An 18460-nucleotide genomic window follows, 5' to 3' on the forward strand; every position below is an offset into this window, starting at 1 on the left:
GGTCACGCGGGTGGCAGCACCAGCTCCGCGAGGTCCAGGAACGCCTCCGTGGTGGCGGTCCGCAGCCGGCCGAGGTCCCAGTCGGGGGAGCGGAGCGCCGGGTCGTGGGGGACGCGCACCAGCCGGTCCGGGGCCACCCCCAGCCGTTCGGCCGTCCCGTGGGGAAGCTGCCCCCGGTGGCCGTCGACATCGGTGACCACCACGAGCGCCCGGTCCGCCAGGTGCGCGTACCCCGTTCCCCGCAGCCGCGCGAGCAGCCGCGCCGTCTCCCCGACGGATGCCTCGGCGGTGCTGCCGCAGACCAGCAACTCGTCGGTGTGGTCCAGGAGAACGTCCGCCGATCCGCTCAGCCCCAGCGGGGCCCAGTCGCTCAGCACGAAGGAGTAGTACGGGGCGAGCAGCCCCAGGACGGCGACGTAGTCGTGGTCGTGCGTGGGGCTCGGGCTGAAATGGCCCGGCGGATGCGCGACCACCTCCAGCCCCGGGTCCAGCCGGGCCGTCCGGGCGCTGATCTCCTCGTACGGGGACGACGGCGCCAGCGCGGCGAGCCCGCGCGGGACGGGCCGGGCCCCGGACGGGAGGAAGGCGGCCAGCGCCCCGGAGTCCCCGGCGGCGTCCATCGCCAGGACCGGTTCGCTCCGCACCGCCGCCAGCAACCGCCCGAGCACCATCGTGGTGGTGGCCCGCCCGCTGTAGCGGTGCGCGCCCATCAGGGCCAGCCGCCTGCCGTACGTCATCGGCGCCCGCAACCGGGCCAGTTGCTCCAGTGCCCTGCGCCGGGCCGCCCCGAACCGGGCGACGCGCGGCCCGGCCGCCTCGTCCCCCGGGGTGTCGGGCAGCGGCGGCGGGGTCAGCGGAACGGGTGCCTCCCGCCGCACCGGGACCGCCCGCCGGGCGGGGGCCGGAAGCCCCGTCCCCGAGGCCGGATCCCGGTACTGGGCGCGGGCCCGGGCGACGTACTTGCCGAGCACCTCCCCGACCTCGCCCGCCGTGGGCCGCCGCGCCGGGTCCGGGTCGAGACAGCGCAGCACCAGCAGCCGCAGCTCCGTCCAGGTGTCGCCCTGCCACAGGTGCATCCCCTCCGGCATGCCCGGCAGGCGCGCACCGGGCTTGCTGCTGATGAGCTGGAGCAGCTCCCCGAGCGCGTACATGTTGTCCTCGCGGGTCGGCACCGGCCCCGGACCCGCGTACTCCCCGTCCACCGCGCAGTCCGACAGATCGGCCAGCACCACCGAACGCCGCAGCACGAAGACGCTGTCGGCGCCCAGGGACGCCGGGACCAGCCCGTTGACATGGCAGAGCGCCACCGCGTTCGCGAGGTAGAACGCCACGATGAGCCCGCGCAGCGTGTCGAAGGGCGCGACCCCGTCGGTGAGCGCCCGGTTGAGGAGGTCCTCCAGCCGCAGCGGCTCCGTCCCCGGGGCGTCCGCGTCCGCGACCGTGGTCATCGCCAGCCAGGGGGCGGAGTCCTGCTCACCGGTGGCGAGCAGGGCGGGCGCGTACTGCCCCTGGAGCCGGGACAGGGCCTCCGCCTCCACCTCGACCAGCCACCGGTGGACCGGAGGCACCCCCGGATGCGTCATGCGCAGCGCCGCCTCGCCGCCCCGGGCGTCGAACCCCCGGTAGACCACGGTGCGATGGCCCCGGCGCCGCCCGCGCAGGGTGTACGCGCCGAGCCGGCGCGGGTCCTCCGGCCGCAGCGGCCGCCAGCCGTCCGCCTCCTCCGGCTCCGCGTCCGGACCGGGCCCCGGACCGGACGGGCCGCCACCCGACGACACCCCGAACCGGGACAGCAGTCGCCGCTCCACACTGGTGAACGGCAGCTGCGCGTCCAGGAGTTCGGCCGGACCCTCCGGGTGCGACAGCCAGGCCGGGAAGTCCGGCGAACGCCCCGCCAGCTCGTCGAGCCGGAGCCCGATCCGCCGGCTCGTCCGCAACAGCTCCGCCGGCGGCACCGCGTCCAGCAGCACGGTCCTGGTCTCGTCGGAGAAGTCGAAGATCCGGTGCTTCGCGGGCACCGGACCCGGCACCGGCGCCCGACGCGGCTGCATCAGCCCGCCCAGGAACACCTCCGCCAGATGCGCGGTACTGGCCCGCCACGGCACCGCGCCCCGCACCAGCCGCATCACCGGCACCGACAGCGGCGCCACCGCCGCCAGATGCGCCGCCAGCCGGTACGCCTCCGGGGTCGCCGCGTCCCGGAAGTGCTGGGCGCCGCCCGAACCCCGGGGCGGCACGTCCGGCGCCGCGTACGCGTCCGGCCGGACCAGCAACGGCAGCTCCACCGTCGCCCCCGGCGAGGCCAGCAGCCGCGCCCAGTCGTGCAACGCGGCCGGCTCCGGCGCCAGCACCGGCACCGGGACCCCCTCGAAGGCGGCGATCTCCGGCGGCAGCACCGGGTCGACGATCCGCCAGGACGCGTTGGCCCCGCCGATCCGCCGGGTGGTCGCCCGCCAGCGCTCGGCGGAGATCCCCGACGCCTCCCACATCTCCGGCGGCAGCGTGTGCACCACCGCGACCGGGCCCCGCGCCGCCCGCCGGGCGAGCAGACCGTGCATCGCACCGGACCGCCAGGCCGCCCCCATCCCGTCGCTCACCACCAGCAGCAGCGTCCGGCCCGAGGCGTCGTTCACCGCGCTCGGCGCCAGCTCCGGGCCGTCGGCACGGAACGGCCGGGCATGCAGCCGGGGCCGCACGCCCCCCGCGTCCAGCCCCAGCACCCGGATGGTCCGGAAGGCGCCCAGCCGCTCCAGCAGGGCCCGCAGCTCCGCCCCGAGCCGGTGCCACAACAGCATGGACAGCCCGTCGTCGACGAGCAGCACCAGATCCAGCCAGCGCTCCCGCACCGGCCGCTGCACCACGTCGGCCAGCCCCGTCCGGGCGAACTCGGTGGCCGTCAGCTCCTCGTCGACCTCCAGCCGGTGCAGGCTCTCCCGGCGGCGGCGCAGCGGCCGCAGCGCCCGGCCGAGCGCCAGCTCGTCGGCGAGCGCCTTCTCCTCGGGAACCCGGACCGGCATGGCCCGGCGTCCGTCCCCGGCGGGGCGGTGACGGACGGGCTCCGGCGCCGGGGACCGCCGCGCCGCCGCGTACAGCGACGGGGCGGTCAGATCGGGCAGGTCGTCGTCCGGCCCCGGCTTCGGCGAGGGTCCCGGTGCCTCCCGCGCCCCCTCCGCCCCGGAATCCGGCCCGGCGGCGGGCGGGGCCGGCTCGGACCGCTCCCGGCGCAGCGGGGCACCGGGCCCCGCGGGCAGGCTCCGCGCCAGCCACAGCACGTCCAGCAACTGGTCCGCGTCCAGCTCGTGCCCGCAGGCCGACAGCACCCGCAACGCCTCGGCCAGCCGCGCCCCGTCGCCGGACACGGTCACATCGCCCCGGTGAGCTGGTGGAGCACGGCGTCCAGCAGCCCCTCCGCGTCCAGGTCGACGCCGCCGGTCCGCAGGAACACCGCGTTGAGCAACTGGTCGGTGGCCAGCTCCCCGGGGGCGCGGCGGCGCAGGAACGCCTCGATAAGGTCGTCGGCCGCCCGCAGCGCCTCCTCCCCGAGATGGGCCGCCACGATGGACCGCAGCCGCTCCTCGTCGGGCACCGGCAGATCCAGCCGGACGCAGCGGCGCAGGAACGCGGGCGGGAAGTCGCGCTCACCGTTGCTGGTGATGACGACGACCGGGAACTCGGAGCACCGCACGACACCCTGGTGCACCACGACGGTCCCCCGGTGGTCCAGGGTCCGCACCTCCACGTCGGCCATGTCCTCCGGGAGCCGGGTCAGCTCCGGGATGTCGAAGACCCCGTCCTCGAAGACCGTCAGCAGGTCGTTGGGGAGATCGACGTCGCCCTTGTCCATCTCGTCGACGAGCAGCGCCCTCGGGGTCGCCGACGGCACCAGGGCGGTCCCGAGCGGGCCGAGCCGCACGAACGTGCCGATCGACGGCTCCGCCTCGCCCCGGTCCCGGCTGAGCGTCGTCTCGCGCAGCCGCCCGATCGCGTCGTACTGGTAGAGCGCGTCCTTCACCGTGGAGCGGCTGTTGACCGGCCAGCGCAGCAGCTCGCCCAGGCGCAGCTCCCGGGCGACGGCGTGGGCGAGCGACGACTTCCCGGTCCCCGCCGGGCCGGTGACCAGCAGCGGACGGCGCAGCAGCAGCGCCGCGTTCACGATGTCCGCGTGGCCCGGCTCGATCACGTACGGCATGCCGGGGCGGTCCGGCCGCTCCGGGGTGAAGCGGCGCCACGGCGGGGCCGGGGGCAGGGCCACGTCCCGGGGCTCGCCGTCACCGTGGAAGAGGCGCCAGTCGGTCGCGGGAGCGGCAGGGGTACCGGGGGCTCCGGACGCTCCGGCAGCGGAAGTCATGAGCTCTCCTGTGGTTCGGTCAGATGGAGCCGGGGCACGGTGCGGTCGGCGTCGGCCCAGGCGAGGACCGGGCGGCCGGGGAAGTCGGGCGGCCGGGCGTGGGCGTTCGCCCGGTAGTCGCGTACCCCGTCGGGCAGTTCGGGGGTGGCGACGTCCGCCATGTGCCGGACGAGGTGGGACGCGCCGTCCTGGCCCCGGTCCCACACCACCACGGGGACCCCCAGCACGAGACAGGTCTGCACGATGCCGTCCCGGGGGCCGGGCGGCACGTCCACACAGACGCGCACCGTGTCCAGTTGGTTGACCAGCATCGGGTACAGGGACCCCGGGGCCACGGCGTCGGAGACGACCAGCGTCTTCCCCGAGTCGAGCCGACGCCACCGGCCGCGCCAGTGCGAGTCGAACCGCCGGTGCTTGCGCACGAGTTCGGGGCAGTGCACGACCAGGGGGAACTCCACCCCGAGGACCCCGGGAACGATCTCGTCGGCGTCGTACGCCGTCCACTCGTCGACCGGCAGGTTCAGGCTCGCCCGGTCGACGAGCACCTCCACCAGCGGCGCCCGCTCGTCGTCGGCCGCCGGGGTCAGCGAGTCCAGGACCCGCAGCACCTCCCGTGCCCCGTCCGACGCCGAGTACGCCGTCAGACTGTCCGTGGAGACCTGCCGCAGGCCCGCGCCCTCGTCGCACCAGATCCGCAGCCGGTGCAGCCCCCGCTCGGCCCGCGTCACCTGGACCAGCACCCGGGTCCGCGTGGCCCGGCCGCGCACCGAACGCCCCCACGCCTGGGAGTCCGTCCGGCGCTCGCCCAGCGCCGCCCGCGAGATGCCCAGCCGCTGGGCGACCCCGTCGGCCCACAGCCGCTGCTCGGCCCGCTTCCCCGACGAGGACAGCGCGCCGACGTACTCCATGACCCGCAGCAGGGCCGGGACGCGGCGCTCCCCGCCCGCCGCGTGGCCGTCCCCCGGCAGCGCCTCCAGCCGGTCCAGGAGCAGGTCGAGGGGCTCCTCGCCGGGGGCGGCCGGTACGTGGGGCAGCGCGGCGCGCACGGCCTCCGGGATCCGGGCCAGCACCGCCCGGTCGAGGTCCCGCAGCAGCCGGCGCAGGGCCGCGTACTCCGCCGGGGACAGCAGCCGGGGCGTGCCGCTGAGCGAACCGGCGGCCAGCACCCGGTCGGCCCAGGCCGGGCTGTCACGCCGCAGCATGCCCGAGAAGGCGGCCAGGGCCCGTGGGTGGGTGAGCAGGAACCGGGCGAACTCCGCGTGCGTGGGCGGGGTGACGGAACTGCCCTCCCCGACCCCGCACTGCCGGGCCAGCCGCGCGGCGGCCGTCGAGCGCTCGGTCGACGAGTACAGGATCTCCTCGACGGCCTCCTCCAGGAGGATCAGCGCCGGGTCCCCGGGATCGAGCCCGCCGTCCTCGTCCCGCTCCAGCTCCTGCGGGAGGCCGCCCACCGCGGCCAGCTCGTCCCTGACCCGCTGCCAGGGGACCGCCCAGCTGCGCCGGACGAGCTGCTGCGGGCTGTACGCGAGGGGCTCCCCGGTGGCGGCGGACCGGGGCGGCAGGAAGTGCGCCACGACCAGGCCGACGACCGCCCCTTCCCCGGGGCACCAGACGGGGCCGCCGCTGTACCCGGGGCCGACCGCCATGCCGGTGGCCTCGCCGTCGAGATAGCCGAGCGCGGGGTCGAGGTGGCCGAGCGGGGCGTGGAGCGCGGCGACGGTGAGCCGGGCCAGGGTGGACGGGTGCCCGCCGCCGTGCCAGGCGTGCACCGGCTGACCGGCCGCCATGTCGGCCCGCCCGGGGACGGCGGGCAGCACCTCCCGCCCGGCCGGCTCGTCGATCCGCAGCACGGCCAGGTCGCCCAGCCACTCCTGGTCGGTCTCCCGGACCGGGCCGCCGCCCGGGGAACGCGGGGCGACCCAGTGGAGCAGCCGCGCCGAGCAGGACGTGACGGCGGCGCCCCGCACCTCGACCCGGATCGCCTCCCGCCGAGGCGTCCGGGGATCGAGCAGGGGCCGTCCCAACGCCTCGTTCACGACGTGGGCGCAGGTCAGGACCGTATCGGGGCCGAGCGCGAATCCCGCGCCCGCGACCCGGCCGTCCCCACCCCGGCGCACCGTGACGACGAGCCGGGACGGCTCCTCGACCGGGGCGGCGCCGCTGAGCCCGAACCACCCCATGCGCTACTCGGCGGCCGGTCCGGCGTCGGCGCCCCGGGCCGGGACCGGGTTCCAGCCGGCGGTGACCGTGAGATGGGCCTGCCCGCTGCCGCCGACGATCCCCAGCTTGAGGTCCTGCCCGATCTGGACGCCGAACGTGACGCTCAGCTCGGTGGGCGGGTTCGGCGAGGCCACCGCGGCGTCGTGCACCTCCTGGAGCAGCGGGCCGACCGGCTTGAGCGCGCCGCGCAGGGCCCCGATCGCCAGGCTGGCCACGGCCCGGCCGCCCCCGGAGGCCACCGGTACCGCCCGCCCCATCCCTTCCGGCAGGTCCCCCTCGTCGTACGCGGGGGAGGGCGCGGACTCCGACGTTCCGTCGGCCGGCGCGAGCAGGAAGCGGACGGGCGTGCCGTCGTCGAGTGCGAAGTCAGGTGTTGTGGACACGACCGCATTCTCACCGCGCGGGCGCCCGCCGCACGGACCGATGGCCAACTCGGTTACGTCATCGATACATTGACGCCGCCCGGCCGTTTCTCCCGGTCACCCCCTCAGAGCCAGCCCTGCTGCCGCGCCGCCCGCACCGCCTCCATCCGGTTGCGGGTGCCGGTCTTGCCGATCGCCGCGGACAGGTAGTTGCGCACGGTGGACTCCGACAGATGCAGCTTCGCCGCGATGTCGGCGACCGTGGCACCGTCCACCGAGGCGTTCAGCGCGTCCCGCTCGCGGGCGGTGAGCGGGCTGGGCCCGGCGCTGAGCGCGGCGGCCGCCAGCGCCGGATCGATCACCGTCTCCCCGGCCAGCACCCGCCGCACCGCCACCGCGAGCTCCTCGACCGGGCCGTCCTTGACCAGGAAACCGGCCGCCCCGGCCTCCATCGCCCGGCGCAGATAGCCGGGGCGGCCGAAGGTGGTGAGGATCAGCACCCGGCAGTCCGGCACCGCCGCGCGCAACCGCGCGGCGGCGTCCAGCCCGCTGCACCCCGGCAGCTCGATGTCGAGCAGTGCCACGTCCGGCCGGACCCGCACCGCGGTCGGCACGATCTCGTCCCCGGACCCCACCTGCGCCACCACCTCGATGTCCGGCTCCAGCCCCAGCAGCAACGCGAGCGCGCCGCGCATCATCCCCTGGTCCTCGGCGAGGAGCACCCGGGTGAGCCGTGCCGGGCGGTGGTCCTGCGGCATCTCGTTCACGCGGGACAGGTTAAGCGCTGCCCCGCCGTTCGGGGCCGTGTACGGCGCGGGCATCGCCGCCCGGCTCGTGGCCGGCGGGAGCGCCGTGGCCGAGCACATCGACAGCATCCTCGCCAAGCCCGGCCTCCCCGGGGCCGCCGCCGACCACCGCCGGGTGCCGGCCGGTCACCGACTCCGGCCCGGTGCTCGTTCTCAAGCTCTGCCTGTTCCAGAAGTGCGGGGAATTGATCGAAATCCCTGCAGCAGTCGTGCATTCGTGTCCAGTTCAACGCCTCGGACATTAAAGCGCGCCTCATGACGGTCTGAATGGGCGCCTCTGTTACTCACCCATCGGAACTCCACCCACGGCCTGAGTCCGTGCCGGTCTTCATGCCGGAATAACGGTCAAAATCCCTTGGCGGCGGCTCTGGAGGCGGAGTGGGGAACATCGTTGGCTGCGGAAACGACCCTGCAAGATCCGGCTCGCACCGGCTTCCATCGGCCCTCTCGCCCCACCGCCGAACAGGAACGTGTCATGAGCCCTAAATATCACTTTTGTATCACTCTCTGGTGCGGTTACCTCATTGAGTAACGAGGAAATATTCACCATAAGCAAGGAAAGCGAAAAGCCACTTCATGGTTGGCTCTTTGACCATCTGTCCAAAGAGTGAACAGACCCCGCTTTCCGTTCCCGTCAGCCGTCCCGCCTCTCGCGGGCGGGACGGCGCCCACCGGACGCACTCCACAGGCGCGTAGAGCATCAGGAGGCGGCATGGCCGCGACGCCCACGTCCACCCCCACATCCCCAGACCGACCGATCCCCGCGCAGAGCGCCGGGGACGACCCACAGCCGACCACCACGGAGGACCTCGACCCGATGTGCGATCCCCTTCCGCCCGAAGGGGAACCGGGGCCGCCCGGGCCGCAGGGACCGCCCGGACCGCAGGGGCCGGGCGGACGTCCGGGCTGCACCGGACCAGCGGGTCCCGCCGGGCCCGCGGGTCCGATGGGGCCCGCCGGACCCGTGGGTGCGACCGGGCCGAGGGGCCTGGTCGGCGAACAGGGGCCCCGCGGCATCGAGGGCCCCGCGGGCCCCGAGGGCCCGAGCGGCCCGGCCGGTCCCGAAGGCGCCGTCGGGGCGAAGGGCGCCGAGGGGCAGCCCGGCGCGGACGGCAGGGACGGAAAGCCGGGGGTGAACGGCCTCCCGGGCGCCGATGGCCGCGAGGGCCCGGCCGGACCCCGAGGGCCGCAAGGGCTCCGGGGGGATCCCGGCCCCGAGGGCCAGGTGGGCCCACGGGGGCCCCGCGGGCCCAAGGGCGACCCCGGCGACCTGCCCAACCCCGAATACCTGCGCCAACTCGTCAGGGAGGCGCTCGCGGAAGCCGGGTTCTGCGGCCCGCCCTGAGAAGTCGTCTCTCCTCGTCCGTTCGTGACTCACTGGGTCCGGTCCGGCTCCGCCCAACTCCCGCTCCGCTCCTCCCCGTCCGGCTCGGACCCGTCCGCGTCCGGCCCGTGCGCGTCCGGTCCGTCCGCCGGGAGCTCCGCCGTCACCACGAAGCCGCGGCCCGGACGGGGGCCCGCGCGGAGGCTGCCGCCCGCCGCGGCCAGGCGTTCGGTGAGGCCGGTCAGGCCGGTGCCGCCGACGCCGGGGTCCGGTGGAACGTCCGGGCCGGGGCCGTCGTCCGTCACCGTCAGCCGGACCCGGCCGGCCGCGCCCTCCAGGACGAACGAGCAGCTCGTGGCGCGGGAGTGGCGTACGACGTTGGTGACGGCCTCCCGGACCACCCAGCCCAGCAGCGCCTCCGTCTGCGGGGCGAGCGGCGGCCCCGAGCGGCGGAGCACCGGCTCGATCCCGGCGGCGGTCAGTGCCGAGCGCGCCCGGTCCAGCTCGGTGGCGAGGCTGCCCTCCCGGTAGCCGGTGACCGCCTCCCGGATCTCGGTGAGCGCCTGACGGCCGACCGCCTCGATGTCGGACACCTGGGACAGCGCCGCGTCCAGATCGCGCGGGGCGAGCCGGCGCGCGGCCTCCGACTTGACCACGATCACCGAGAGCGTGTGGCCCAGCAGATCGTGCAGGTCCCGGGAGAACCGCAGCCGCTCCTTCTCCACGGCCGTACGGGCCAGCTCCTGCCGGGTGGCCCGCAGTTCCATCACGGTCTCCGAGAGGGCCAGGATCGCGGAGGTCACCGCCCCGGAGATGAACGTGCCGTAGCCGATCGTCCACGGCTCCGAGACGCCGCGCCACACCGCCACCGCCGTGGCGACCAGGGCCAGCAGCAACAGCCCCGCCCCCAGCCGCCGGCCGCGCAGAACGGTCCCACAGGCCAGCGAGAGCAGCGGGAAGAACAGCAGCCAGCTCCCGCCGTACCCGCCGGCCAGTGCCAGCGTGACGAGGCCCAGCGCGCCGAGGAGCGCGTACGACACCGGGCTCTCGCGCCGTCTCCGGTCGAAGCCCCGGAACACCACGGAGACGTAGAGGGAGTTGAAGGCGAGCAGCCCGAGACCGCCGAGCCAGGGGTTGGGCGCTTCGCCCTGGAAGAGGTTGGAGAAGGCGCCGAGACCCAGCAGCAGCCAGGGCAGCAGCGTGAACGGACCGGGCGGACCGGGCCGCCGCCCCGCCTTCCCGCCCCGCCGCCACAGGCGCGGCCGCCGGCCCTCGCACGCCTCGTCCGTCCGGTTCCCGGTCATGACCGTCTCCCCCGATCCCGTCACACGGTCCTGGTCGACCGACGGTAGGAGACCACGGCGTACGCCCCGAAGCACAGCAGCCACCCGCAGAGCACCGCGACGGTTCCCATACCGGGCGCATGGCCCTGGGTGGTCGCCCACCCCAGTTCGGCGAAACGGTTGGCGGGGGTGAAGCCGCCGATGGTGCCGAGCCACCCGGGCAGCGCCTCCCGCGGGAACCACAGCCCGCCGACGACCGCGAAGCCCATCAGGCAGGTCATGTTGACCACGCCGGTGCCCTGTGGGGTGAGCCGGTATCCGTTGCCGAGGCCGAGCATGGTGAAGGGCAGCGCCCCGACCCACAGCAGCACCACCAGCGCGCCCCACTGCCAGGCCGCCAGCCGCACCCCGTTGACCAGCGCACCGGCCAGCAGCACCGCCAGGATCGTCGGCAGGACCGTCACCGAACCGCTGATCGCCCGGCCCACGACCGCCCGGCCGGGGGAGAGCGGGGTGACCCGCAACTGGTCCAGCCAGCCGAGCTGCCGGTCGGACGCCACCCCCGTACCGATCGACATCGCGGAGCCCAGCGCCCCGTACGCGGCCATGCCGACCATCGACGAGACGCTCCAACTGCCGTCGTTGTCACCGAGGTTGGTGAAGAGCAGGTACATCATCACCGGCATTCCGGTGCCGAAGACCAGGAAGAAGGAGTCGCGCAGGGTGCGGCGGACTTCGAGCACGGTGTAGCGGAACATCACACGGCCTCCCTCTCGGAGTCGGAGTCGGAATCGGCGGCGGTGGCCTCGCCCGCGGGCGAGGTGAGGGCGAGGAAGGCGTCCTCCAGAGTGGCCCGGGAGACCTGGAGGCCGCGGATCGCGTCCCGCCGGGCCAGCTCGCGGACCGTGGCGTCGGAGTCGTCGGTGCGCAGCAGCGCCCGGTCCCCGGACACCTCGACCGAGACCACGCCGGGCAGCCGCTCCAGCCCCGCCGTGCCTCCGCCCGCCAGGTCGAAGGAGACGAGGCTCGCGCCCGCCGAGCCCCGGAGCGCGTCGGCGGTGCCGTCCGCGACGATCCGGCCCCGGTCGATGACGACGATCCGGTCCGCGTGCCGGTCGGCCTCCTCCAGGTAGTGCGTGGAGAAGAGGACGGTGTTGCCGCGCCGGGCGTACGTCCGTATCGACTCCCACAGGACGCGGCGCGCCTCCACGTCCAGCGCGGCGGTCGGCTCGTCCAGCACGAGCAGCTCCGGGTTGCCCGCCAGCGCGACGGCGAAGCGGACGCGCTGGGTCTGGCCGCCGGAGAGCTTGTCGACCCGCCGGCCCGCGTACGCGGTCAGCCCGGCCAGTTCGAGCGCCTCGGCCACCGGCATCGGCGCCGGATACGTCGAGGCGACGAAGGCGACCAGCTCGCGGACGGTGACCTTCTGGATCGGCCGCCCGTCCTGGAGCATCGCGCCGATCAGTCCGTCGCGCACCGCCTGCTCGGCGCTGCGCCCCAGCACCCGCACCGTGCCGGAGTCCGGCCGGTCGAGGCCGAGCAGCAGCCTGATGGTGGTGGACTTGCCCGCGCCGTTGCGCCCGAGCAGCGCCACCGTCTCGCCCCGGTCGACGGCGAGGGTGATCCCGTCCACCGCCCGCACCTCGGCCCCCGCGCGGCCGAACGTCCGCACCGCACCCGTGACGGCCAGCGCCGTCCCGTCCCCCGACTTCCCCGTTGTCCGTGTCATGGGGACGACGCTACGGAGTGCGGGGGGCGGCCGGGCAGGGGCGTGCGTACGGAACCGGCGATGACAAATGTCATGGGCCGGGGCCGCGAGCCGGGCCGCACAAGAGATCTGACGTTCCGTCAGTGACGGTCTTCCCAACGACCGGGGGCTGCGTTATACATGGGTCCATCGGCTAGAACGCGTTCTAGGTCGTGTCCTGGAAGGGGCGTCACGGCCGGTCCCGCGCGACCTCGGTGCGGCCGACGGTGCGGACGGCCGTGCCGAGGTCTTTCCGTCCGGGGCGCGCGCCCGGCACGACCCGGACGAAAGGCCCCCGGTCCTCCCACCGCCAAGGAGCAGCCCCGCCATGCCCATCGATGCCGAAAAGGCCCTCGCCGCCGAACCCCGTACCAGCCGGATCGGCTGGGACCACAAGGACGTCCAGCTCTACCACCTCGGGATCGGCGCCGGCTCCGACCCGGACCGGACCGACCCCGCCGTCGACCCCCGGGAGCTGCGCTACACCCTGGAGTCCCGGCTCCAGGTGCTGCCCTCCTTCGCCACCGTCGCGGGCGCCGGGATGGGCGGCTTCGGCGGCCTCGCCGCACCCGGTATCGACATCGACCTCGCCGCCGTCCTGCACGGCGGGCAGACCGTCCAGGTGCACCGGCCGATCCCGGTGCGCGGCAGCGCCGTACAGACCTCGAAGATCGCCGCGGTGTACGACAAGGGCAAGGCGGCCGTGATCGTGCTGCGCAGCGAGGCGGCCGACGACGAGGGCCCGCTGTGGACCAACGACTCCCAAATCTTCGTCCGGGGCGAGGGCGGCTTCGGCGGCGAGCGCGGCCCCTCCGAGCGCAGCCCCCGCCCCGCGACCGCTCCGGACCACGTCGTGGAGCGGCCCGTCCGCCCCGACCAGGCGCTGCTCTACCGGCTGTCGGGGGACTGGAACCCGCTCCACGCCGACCCCGAGTTCGCCGCGCTGGCCGGATTCGACCGGCCGATCCTGCACGGGCTCTGCACCTACGGGATCACGCTCAAGGCCGTCACCGACACGCTCCTCGACGGCGACGCCTCCCGCGTCCGCTCCTACCGGACCCGGTTCGCCGGGATCTTCTTCCCGGGCGAGACCCTCCGCATCGAGATGTGGGACGCCGGGAACGAGGTGCGCGTGGAGGTGAGCGCCGTCGAGCGGGAGAACGCGCCGGTCCTCGCCGACACCTTCGTCGCGTACGCCTGACCCGGGCACGCCGAGCCCGGGCGCGTCCGACCCCGGGCACGTCCGGCCCCGGTGCCCGCGAGCCGGACCCCGAACCCGAACCCGAAGCCGCCCGAACCAGAGGGAGCCGCACCATGCGCGCAGCCGTACTGCACGAGATAGGCCAGGAGAAGCTGGAGGTCCTCGACGACGTCGAGGCGGTGGGTTTCGGCCCCGGCAAGGTCAGGCTCCGCATCAGGGCCACCGGACTCTGCCACTCCGACGTCTCCGCGATGAGCGGGGTGCTGCCGCAGCCCGCCCCGTTCATCCCCGGCCACGAGGGCGCCGGCGAGGTCCTGGACGTCGGCGACGGCGTCACCGGGCTGAGCGCCGGGGACCGGGTCCTGGTCTGCTGGCTGCCCGCCTGCGGGGCGTGCCCGTCCTGCAAGCGCGGCCAGACCCACCTCTGCCTGGCCGGCTTCATGAACGCGGGCACCCCCAACTTCAAGCGCTCGGGCGGTGACGTCTTCGGCTTCGCGGGCACCGGCACCTTCACCGAGGAGGTCGTCGTCGGCGCGGGCTGCGCGGTGCCGATCCCCGACGACGTACCGTTCGAGATCGCCGCGCTGATCGGCTGCGGGGTGACCACCGGGCTCGGCGCGGCGATCAACACCGCGCGGGTGGAGGCCGGTTCGTCGGTGGCCGTGATCGGCTGCGGCGGCGTCGGCATCTCCACGATCCAGGGGGCCCGGGTGCAGGGCGCCGCCCAGATCGTGGCCGTGGACCCGGTCGCCTCCCGGCGCGAGGCGGCGCTGCGGTTCGGCGCGACCGAGGCGGTATCGCCCGAGGAGTTCACCGACGCCAAGCAGCGGATCACCGCGAACGAGGGCTTCGACTACGTCTTCGAGGTCGTCGGCAAGTCGGCCACCGCGCGCACCGCGTACGAGCACACCCGGCGCGGCGGCACCCTGTGCATCGTCGGCGCGGGGGCGCTGGACGACAACTTCCAGGTCAACATGTTCGAGCTGTTCTTCGACGAGAAGCGGATCCTGCCCTCCATGTACGGCGGCGGCGACGTGCTCCGCTCCTACGAACGCGCCATCGCGCTCTGGCGGGCCGGCCGGATCGACCTCGAATCGATGATCACCCACCGGGTCCGGCTGGACGGCGTCAACGACGCGCTCGACCAGATGCGGACCGGCGAGTCGCTGCGCACCTGCATCGAACTCTGACCCCCGTCCCCTTCCGAGAGGAACCCGGATCCGATGTCACTTCCCCTGGACGGACTGTCCGCGATCGTCACCGGCGCGGGCCGCGGCCTCGGCCGCGCCGAGGCGCTCGAACTGGCCCGGCTGGGCGCGGCCGTGGTCGTCAACGACTACGGGCAGCCGGGACGCGACGGCTCCGGCGCTGCGTCCGCCACCCCCGCGGAGGAGGTCGCCGAGGAGATCCGGGCCGCGGGCGGCCGGGCGGTCGCGCACCTCGGCGACGTCGCCGACCACGAACAGGCCCGCGCCCTGGTCGACCTGGCCGTGGACACCTACGGAAAGCTCGACGTCCTGGTCAACAACGCGGGCATCCTGCGCGACCGGATGATCTTCTCGATGACCGAGGACGAGTGGGACTCCGTCATCCGGGTCCACCTCAAGGGCCACTTCAACACCACCCGCTTCGCCGCCGCGCACTGGCGGGCCCGCTCGAAGGAGTCCGGCGGCCCGGTCCACGGCCGGATCGTCAACACCTCGTCGGAGGCGTTCCTGGCCGGTTCGGCGGGCCAGCCGAACTACGCGGCGGCCAAGGGCGGCATCGTCGGCCTCACCACCTCCACGGCCCTCGCCCTGGCCCGCTACGGGGTCACCGCCAACGTCATCTGCCCGCGCGCCCGCACCAGGATGACCGAGGACGTCTTCGCCGGCTTCCAGGAGCCGGAGGAGGGGCGGCTCGACGCGCTCGCCCCCGAGCACGTGGCCCCGCTCGTCGGCTACCTGGCCTCCCCGGCCGCGGCCAAGGTCAACGGGCAGCTGCTCGTGGTCCACGGCGGCATGGTCGCGATCGTCGAACGCCCCAGGGTCGCGGCGAAGTTCGACGCCGCGAAGGAGACCTTCAGCTACGACGAGCTGGACGAGCTGATCTCCCCGTACTACGCGGACCGCCCCCCGAACGAGACCTTCGCCGCGGCGGAGGTCCTCGGTCTCAAGCGGGGCTGAGCATCCCCGGGCGCCTTCGGAGCCGGCCGGTTCCGAAGGCGCCCGGGGGCCGACCCGCCCGGGGCGGTCACGGGACCGGCCGCCCACGGGAACGGGGATGGGCCCCGGCGGCCAGACGGCTGCCGGGGCCCACCCGTTCCTTCCTGCTGCTGTCACCGCGCGGTCAGGCCGCGCGGTTGTCCCCCTCGGAGGGGCGGCGGTGGCGGCCGTGCGGCTGTGCCGACGCGTCGTCCCTCGACTCACCCCCTCGGTGCTTTCCGGAGCCGCCGGCTTCGGCCCGCTCCGCGTCCGCGAGACGCGGCTGGGTCGTGTCGGTTCGGGCTTCAGACATGTGGGAAGTTCACCCCGTTGCGATCGCTTGCGTGTGGTCACCTGGGCCGATCACGCCACACCGCGGCCCGGTGCGGTCGCCTGGACGACCGCGCGGGCACGGCTGCGCAGGGCCTCGTGCTGATCGGCCCGGCCCAGATTTTAACCGGGTAACACCCGCCCCGTGAGCGGCGCCTGACCCAACGGCACCGGCCTGCACACGGGCAGCGGGACGGCCGCGGGCAGGGCCCCCGCACCGACCGCGGCGCCCCCGCCGCACGCCCCCGGCCCCGGCTGGGCGTCGGGCCCGTCGTCCTCCGGGGCCCGGAGCAGCGCCACCCCGCAGGCCGTGTCCCCGTCGGCGTACGGCAGTCTCAGCAGGCCGTCCCGGGTCCACACCCCGCGGCCGGACTGCCAGCCCCCGGGGGCGGCGAACGGGTGCAGCCGGCGCCCGGCCGGACGCCATACGCCGATCCAGCTCCCCGACGCCCCGTCGACCCGCAGCGCCACCGCACAGCTCTCCGGCGTGAGCATCTGGCCCGGCTGCACGGCGAACGGGGTCACCGCCGCGTCGGGCAGTCGCAGGCACTCCGGGAAGCGCACCGGCAGACAGCTGCCGAGCACCCCCCAGCCGAGCCGTTCGTGGCCCGGCGCGTCCGAGCGGATCAGCAGCAGCCCGCTGCCCGGATCGGCCAGCAGCAGCCGGTCGTTGCTCCCCGGCGCGATCTGGAGCAGCGGCGACACCTCGCCGCCCCGCTCCAGGTCCACCGCGACCGCCTTGACCGGGCCGCCGCCCGGCATCGCGCGGTCCAGGGCCAGCATCCGGCCCGCCCGGTCCAGCCAGACCCCGCCCGAGCACCGCCCCGGCACCCGCGCGACCTGCTCGGGTCCGGGGGCGCCGCCCGCCACCCGCCAGACGGACGTGCTGTGCGCGTCGGCCGAGAGGGCGTACGCGCACGTCCCGTCCGGCACCGGCGGCAGCAGGCGCAGTTCGGCGCGGGCGACGGTGCCCAGCAGCAGTTCGCCCGTCCCCGGACCGGTCGGGTAGAGCAGCGACACCGTGTGCCGGTCCGCGACCCGGCGCCGGACCAGCACCCGGCCGTCGGCCAGCGGCAGCACCTCGGAGTCGGGCTCCTCCGGCTGGTCGAGGGGGAGCGGCACGGCGTAGGGCTCGGGCCCGTCGAGCGTCCACCGCTCCACGAACCAGGCCCCCTCGCCCGTACCGTCCGCCCCGTCGCCGCCGGACCCGCCCGCCGCGTCCGCGAGCGCCAGCCGGGCCGCGTACGAGCCGTCCGCGGCGATCGTGAACGCGGGTGCGTACGGCCGCCCCGCCGCTTCCGGACCCGCCGAGGTCTCGTTCTCGGCGGCACAGAGAGTCATCGAATGCTCACCTCCGGCGACCGAAGGTAGTTATCGCACTTCCAGCCGAACAACGCGTGACTCGCCACTTCACCCATAAGGGTGGTGATGTCGGGATTTCCTTGAGCGGGAGGGGGTGGCTGTGCTGCGCGTTGAGTGGGTCAGTAAGGTTAGGCACTCCTAAGCGTTATCTGTGTGATCTTCGACTGGAGCACGTGATGTCCCTTCGTCGCCGCGGCACCGCCGCAGTCGGCCTGGCGGTGGCCGCCGCCCTCACCCTTTCGTCCTGCGGCAGCGACGACGGTGGCTCGGGCGGCTCGGCCAAGTCCGACGGCGGCGACAAGAAGGCGGCCGTCGCCACCGGCGGCAAGGACTTCGGCGACGCCGCGAAGAAGACGGCGGAGTACGGCACGGACGCCAAGACCGGCCAGTTCCCCCGCACCCTCACCCACGCCATGGGCAAGACGGAGATCAAGGCCGCCCCCAAGCGCGTCGTCGTGCTGGACGTCGGCGAGTTCGACAACGTGGTCTCGCTGGGTGTGAAGCCGGTCGGCTACGCCCCCTCCGAGGGCGACGCGGCGATCCCCTCGTACCTGAAGAAGGAAGCGGGCGACCCGAAGAACGTCGGCACGATCAACAACCTCAACCTCGAGGCGATCGCCAACCTGAAGCCCGACCTGATCCTGGGCAGCCAGCTGCGCGCCGCCGACAAGTACGACGCCCTCTCCAAGATCGCGCCGACCGTGTTCTCCATCCGTCCGGGCTTCACCTGGAAGGAGAACTACCTCCTCAACGCCGCCGCGCTCGACAGGACCGACAAGGCCGAGAGTGAGCTCGCGGAGTACCGGACCAGGGCGGAGAAGCTCGGCGAGGACATCGGCGCGGACAAGCCGACCATCTCCATGGTCCGCTACATGCCCGACCGGATCCGCCTCTACGCCAAGGCGTCCTTCATCGGCACCATCCTGGAGGACGTCGGCCTGCCCCGGCCGAAGAACCAGCAGATCGACGACCTCGCCGCGGAGATCAGCCCGGAGAAGATCGACGAGGCCGACGCCGACTGGATCTTCACCGGCGTCTACGGCGACGTGAAGGCCACCAAGCGCGACACCACGCAGGCCAACCCGCTGTGGAAGAACCTCCAGGCCGTCAAGGAGGGCCGGGCCAAGGACGTCCCCGACGAGACCTGGTACCTCGGCCTCGGCGTCACGGCCGCGAACCTGGTCCTCGACGACCTCCGCGCCGACCTGGTGAAGAAGTAGCCCTCCCCGCGGCGCCCGATGGCGTGACGTGACGGAGGCGGAACAGCCCGTGGCCGGTCCGTACGGACCGGCCA

At 74.6% G+C, this 18460-nt stretch carries 15 protein-coding genes; 5 read left to right on the top strand and 10 right to left on the bottom strand.

Annotated elements, in window-relative coordinates:
• Positions 1 to 2: 2 nt before the first annotated feature.
• The 5 genes from ACF08W_RS06805 to ACF08W_RS06825 all read right to left on the bottom strand — a co-directional run bounded on the left by ACF08W_RS06805 (position 3) and on the right by ACF08W_RS06825 (position 7688).
• Positions 3 to 3365 (bottom strand): SAV_2336 N-terminal domain-related protein, encoded by a 3363-nt coding sequence (locus ACF08W_RS06805; protein ID WP_392278666.1) that lies wholly within the window; start codon positions 3363 to 3365, stop codon positions 3 to 5.
• Positions 3362 to 4348 (bottom strand): AAA family ATPase, encoded by a 987-nt coding sequence (locus tag ACF08W_RS06810; RefSeq protein ID WP_392278667.1) that lies wholly within the window; start codon positions 4346 to 4348, stop codon positions 3362 to 3364. The genes ACF08W_RS06805 and ACF08W_RS06810 overlap by 4 nt, the downstream gene beginning before the upstream one ends.
• Positions 4345 to 6528, bottom strand: coding sequence for a trypsin-like peptidase domain-containing protein (locus ACF08W_RS06815; RefSeq protein ID WP_392278668.1), 2184 nt, complete (start codon positions 6526 to 6528; stop codon positions 4345 to 4347). Before ACF08W_RS06815 ends, ACF08W_RS06810 begins: the two co-directional genes overlap by 4 nt.
• Positions 6529 to 6531: 3 nt before the next feature.
• Positions 6532 to 6951, bottom strand: a complete 420-nt coding sequence (locus ACF08W_RS06820; protein ID WP_392278669.1) for a CU044_2847 family protein — start codon at positions 6949 to 6951, stop codon at positions 6532 to 6534.
• A 104-nt stretch (positions 6952 to 7055) separates the two neighbouring features.
• Positions 7056 to 7688, bottom strand: a complete 633-nt coding sequence (locus ACF08W_RS06825; RefSeq protein WP_392278853.1) for a response regulator — start codon at positions 7686 to 7688, stop codon at positions 7056 to 7058.
• A gap of 1012 nt (positions 7689 to 8700) precedes the next feature.
• On the opposite strand from ACF08W_RS06825, the gene ACF08W_RS06830 reads away from it, so the two are divergent.
• Positions 8701 to 9081: a hypothetical protein gene (locus tag ACF08W_RS06830; protein WP_392278670.1), complete on the top strand. Its 381-nt coding sequence runs from the start codon at positions 8701 to 8703 to the stop codon at positions 9079 to 9081.
• A 29-nt stretch (positions 9082 to 9110) separates the two neighbouring features.
• On the opposite strand, the gene ACF08W_RS06835 is transcribed toward ACF08W_RS06830, so the two are convergent.
• The 3 genes from ACF08W_RS06835 to ACF08W_RS06845 are packed head-to-tail and all read right to left on the bottom strand — an operon-like array spanning position 9111 to position 12072.
• Positions 9111 to 10364 (bottom strand): sensor histidine kinase, encoded by a 1254-nt coding sequence (locus ACF08W_RS06835; RefSeq protein WP_392278671.1) that lies wholly within the window; start codon positions 10362 to 10364, stop codon positions 9111 to 9113.
• 20 nt (positions 10365 to 10384) lie between these two features.
• On the bottom strand, positions 10385 to 11101 hold the full coding sequence (locus tag ACF08W_RS06840; RefSeq protein ID WP_392278672.1) for an ABC transporter permease: 717 nt from the start codon (positions 11099 to 11101) through the stop codon (positions 10385 to 10387).
• Positions 11101 to 12072, bottom strand: a complete 972-nt coding sequence (locus tag ACF08W_RS06845; protein WP_392278673.1) for an ABC transporter ATP-binding protein — start codon at positions 12070 to 12072, stop codon at positions 11101 to 11103. Before ACF08W_RS06845 ends, ACF08W_RS06840 begins: the two co-directional genes overlap by 1 nt.
• A gap of 346 nt (positions 12073 to 12418) precedes the next feature.
• Here ACF08W_RS06845 and ACF08W_RS06850 point away from each other — a divergent pair, with 346 nt between their 5' ends.
• From ACF08W_RS06850 to ACF08W_RS06860, 3 genes are all read left to right on the top strand, one after another.
• Positions 12419 to 13291 carry a MaoC/PaaZ C-terminal domain-containing protein gene (locus ACF08W_RS06850; RefSeq protein WP_352277775.1) on the top strand — a complete coding sequence of 291 codons (873 nt, stop codon included), beginning with the start codon at positions 12419 to 12421 and terminating at the stop codon, positions 13289 to 13291.
• A gap of 113 nt (positions 13292 to 13404) precedes the next feature.
• Positions 13405 to 14481, top strand: coding sequence for a Zn-dependent alcohol dehydrogenase (locus ACF08W_RS06855; RefSeq protein WP_392278674.1), 1077 nt, complete (start codon positions 13405 to 13407; stop codon positions 14479 to 14481).
• Positions 14482 to 14514: 33 nt separating this feature from the next.
• Positions 14515 to 15456 (top strand): 3-oxoacyl-ACP reductase, encoded by a 942-nt coding sequence (locus ACF08W_RS06860; protein WP_392278675.1) that lies wholly within the window; start codon positions 14515 to 14517, stop codon positions 15454 to 15456.
• Positions 15457 to 15619: 163 nt separating this feature from the next.
• On the opposite strand, the gene ACF08W_RS06865 is transcribed toward ACF08W_RS06860, so the two are convergent.
• Together ACF08W_RS06865 and ACF08W_RS06870 are read right to left on the bottom strand one after the other, a co-directional pair.
• Positions 15620 to 15787, bottom strand: coding sequence for a hypothetical protein (locus tag ACF08W_RS06865; protein ID WP_352277771.1), 168 nt, complete (start codon positions 15785 to 15787; stop codon positions 15620 to 15622).
• Positions 15788 to 15927: 140 nt separating this feature from the next.
• On the bottom strand, positions 15928 to 17145 hold the full coding sequence (locus ACF08W_RS06870; protein WP_392278676.1) for a hypothetical protein: 1218 nt from the start codon (positions 17143 to 17145) through the stop codon (positions 15928 to 15930).
• A gap of 197 nt (positions 17146 to 17342) precedes the next feature.
• Here ACF08W_RS06870 and ACF08W_RS06875 point away from each other — a divergent pair, with 197 nt between their 5' ends.
• Complete coding sequence (locus ACF08W_RS06875; RefSeq protein WP_392278677.1) at positions 17343 to 18386, top strand: ABC transporter substrate-binding protein; 1044 nt, start codon at positions 17343 to 17345, stop codon at positions 18384 to 18386.
• Positions 18387 to 18460: the final 74 nt, after the last annotated feature.

Source organism: Streptomyces sp. NPDC015144 (assembly GCF_043079735.1).
GTDB lineage: Bacteria > Actinomycetota > Actinomycetes > Streptomycetales > Streptomycetaceae > Streptomyces.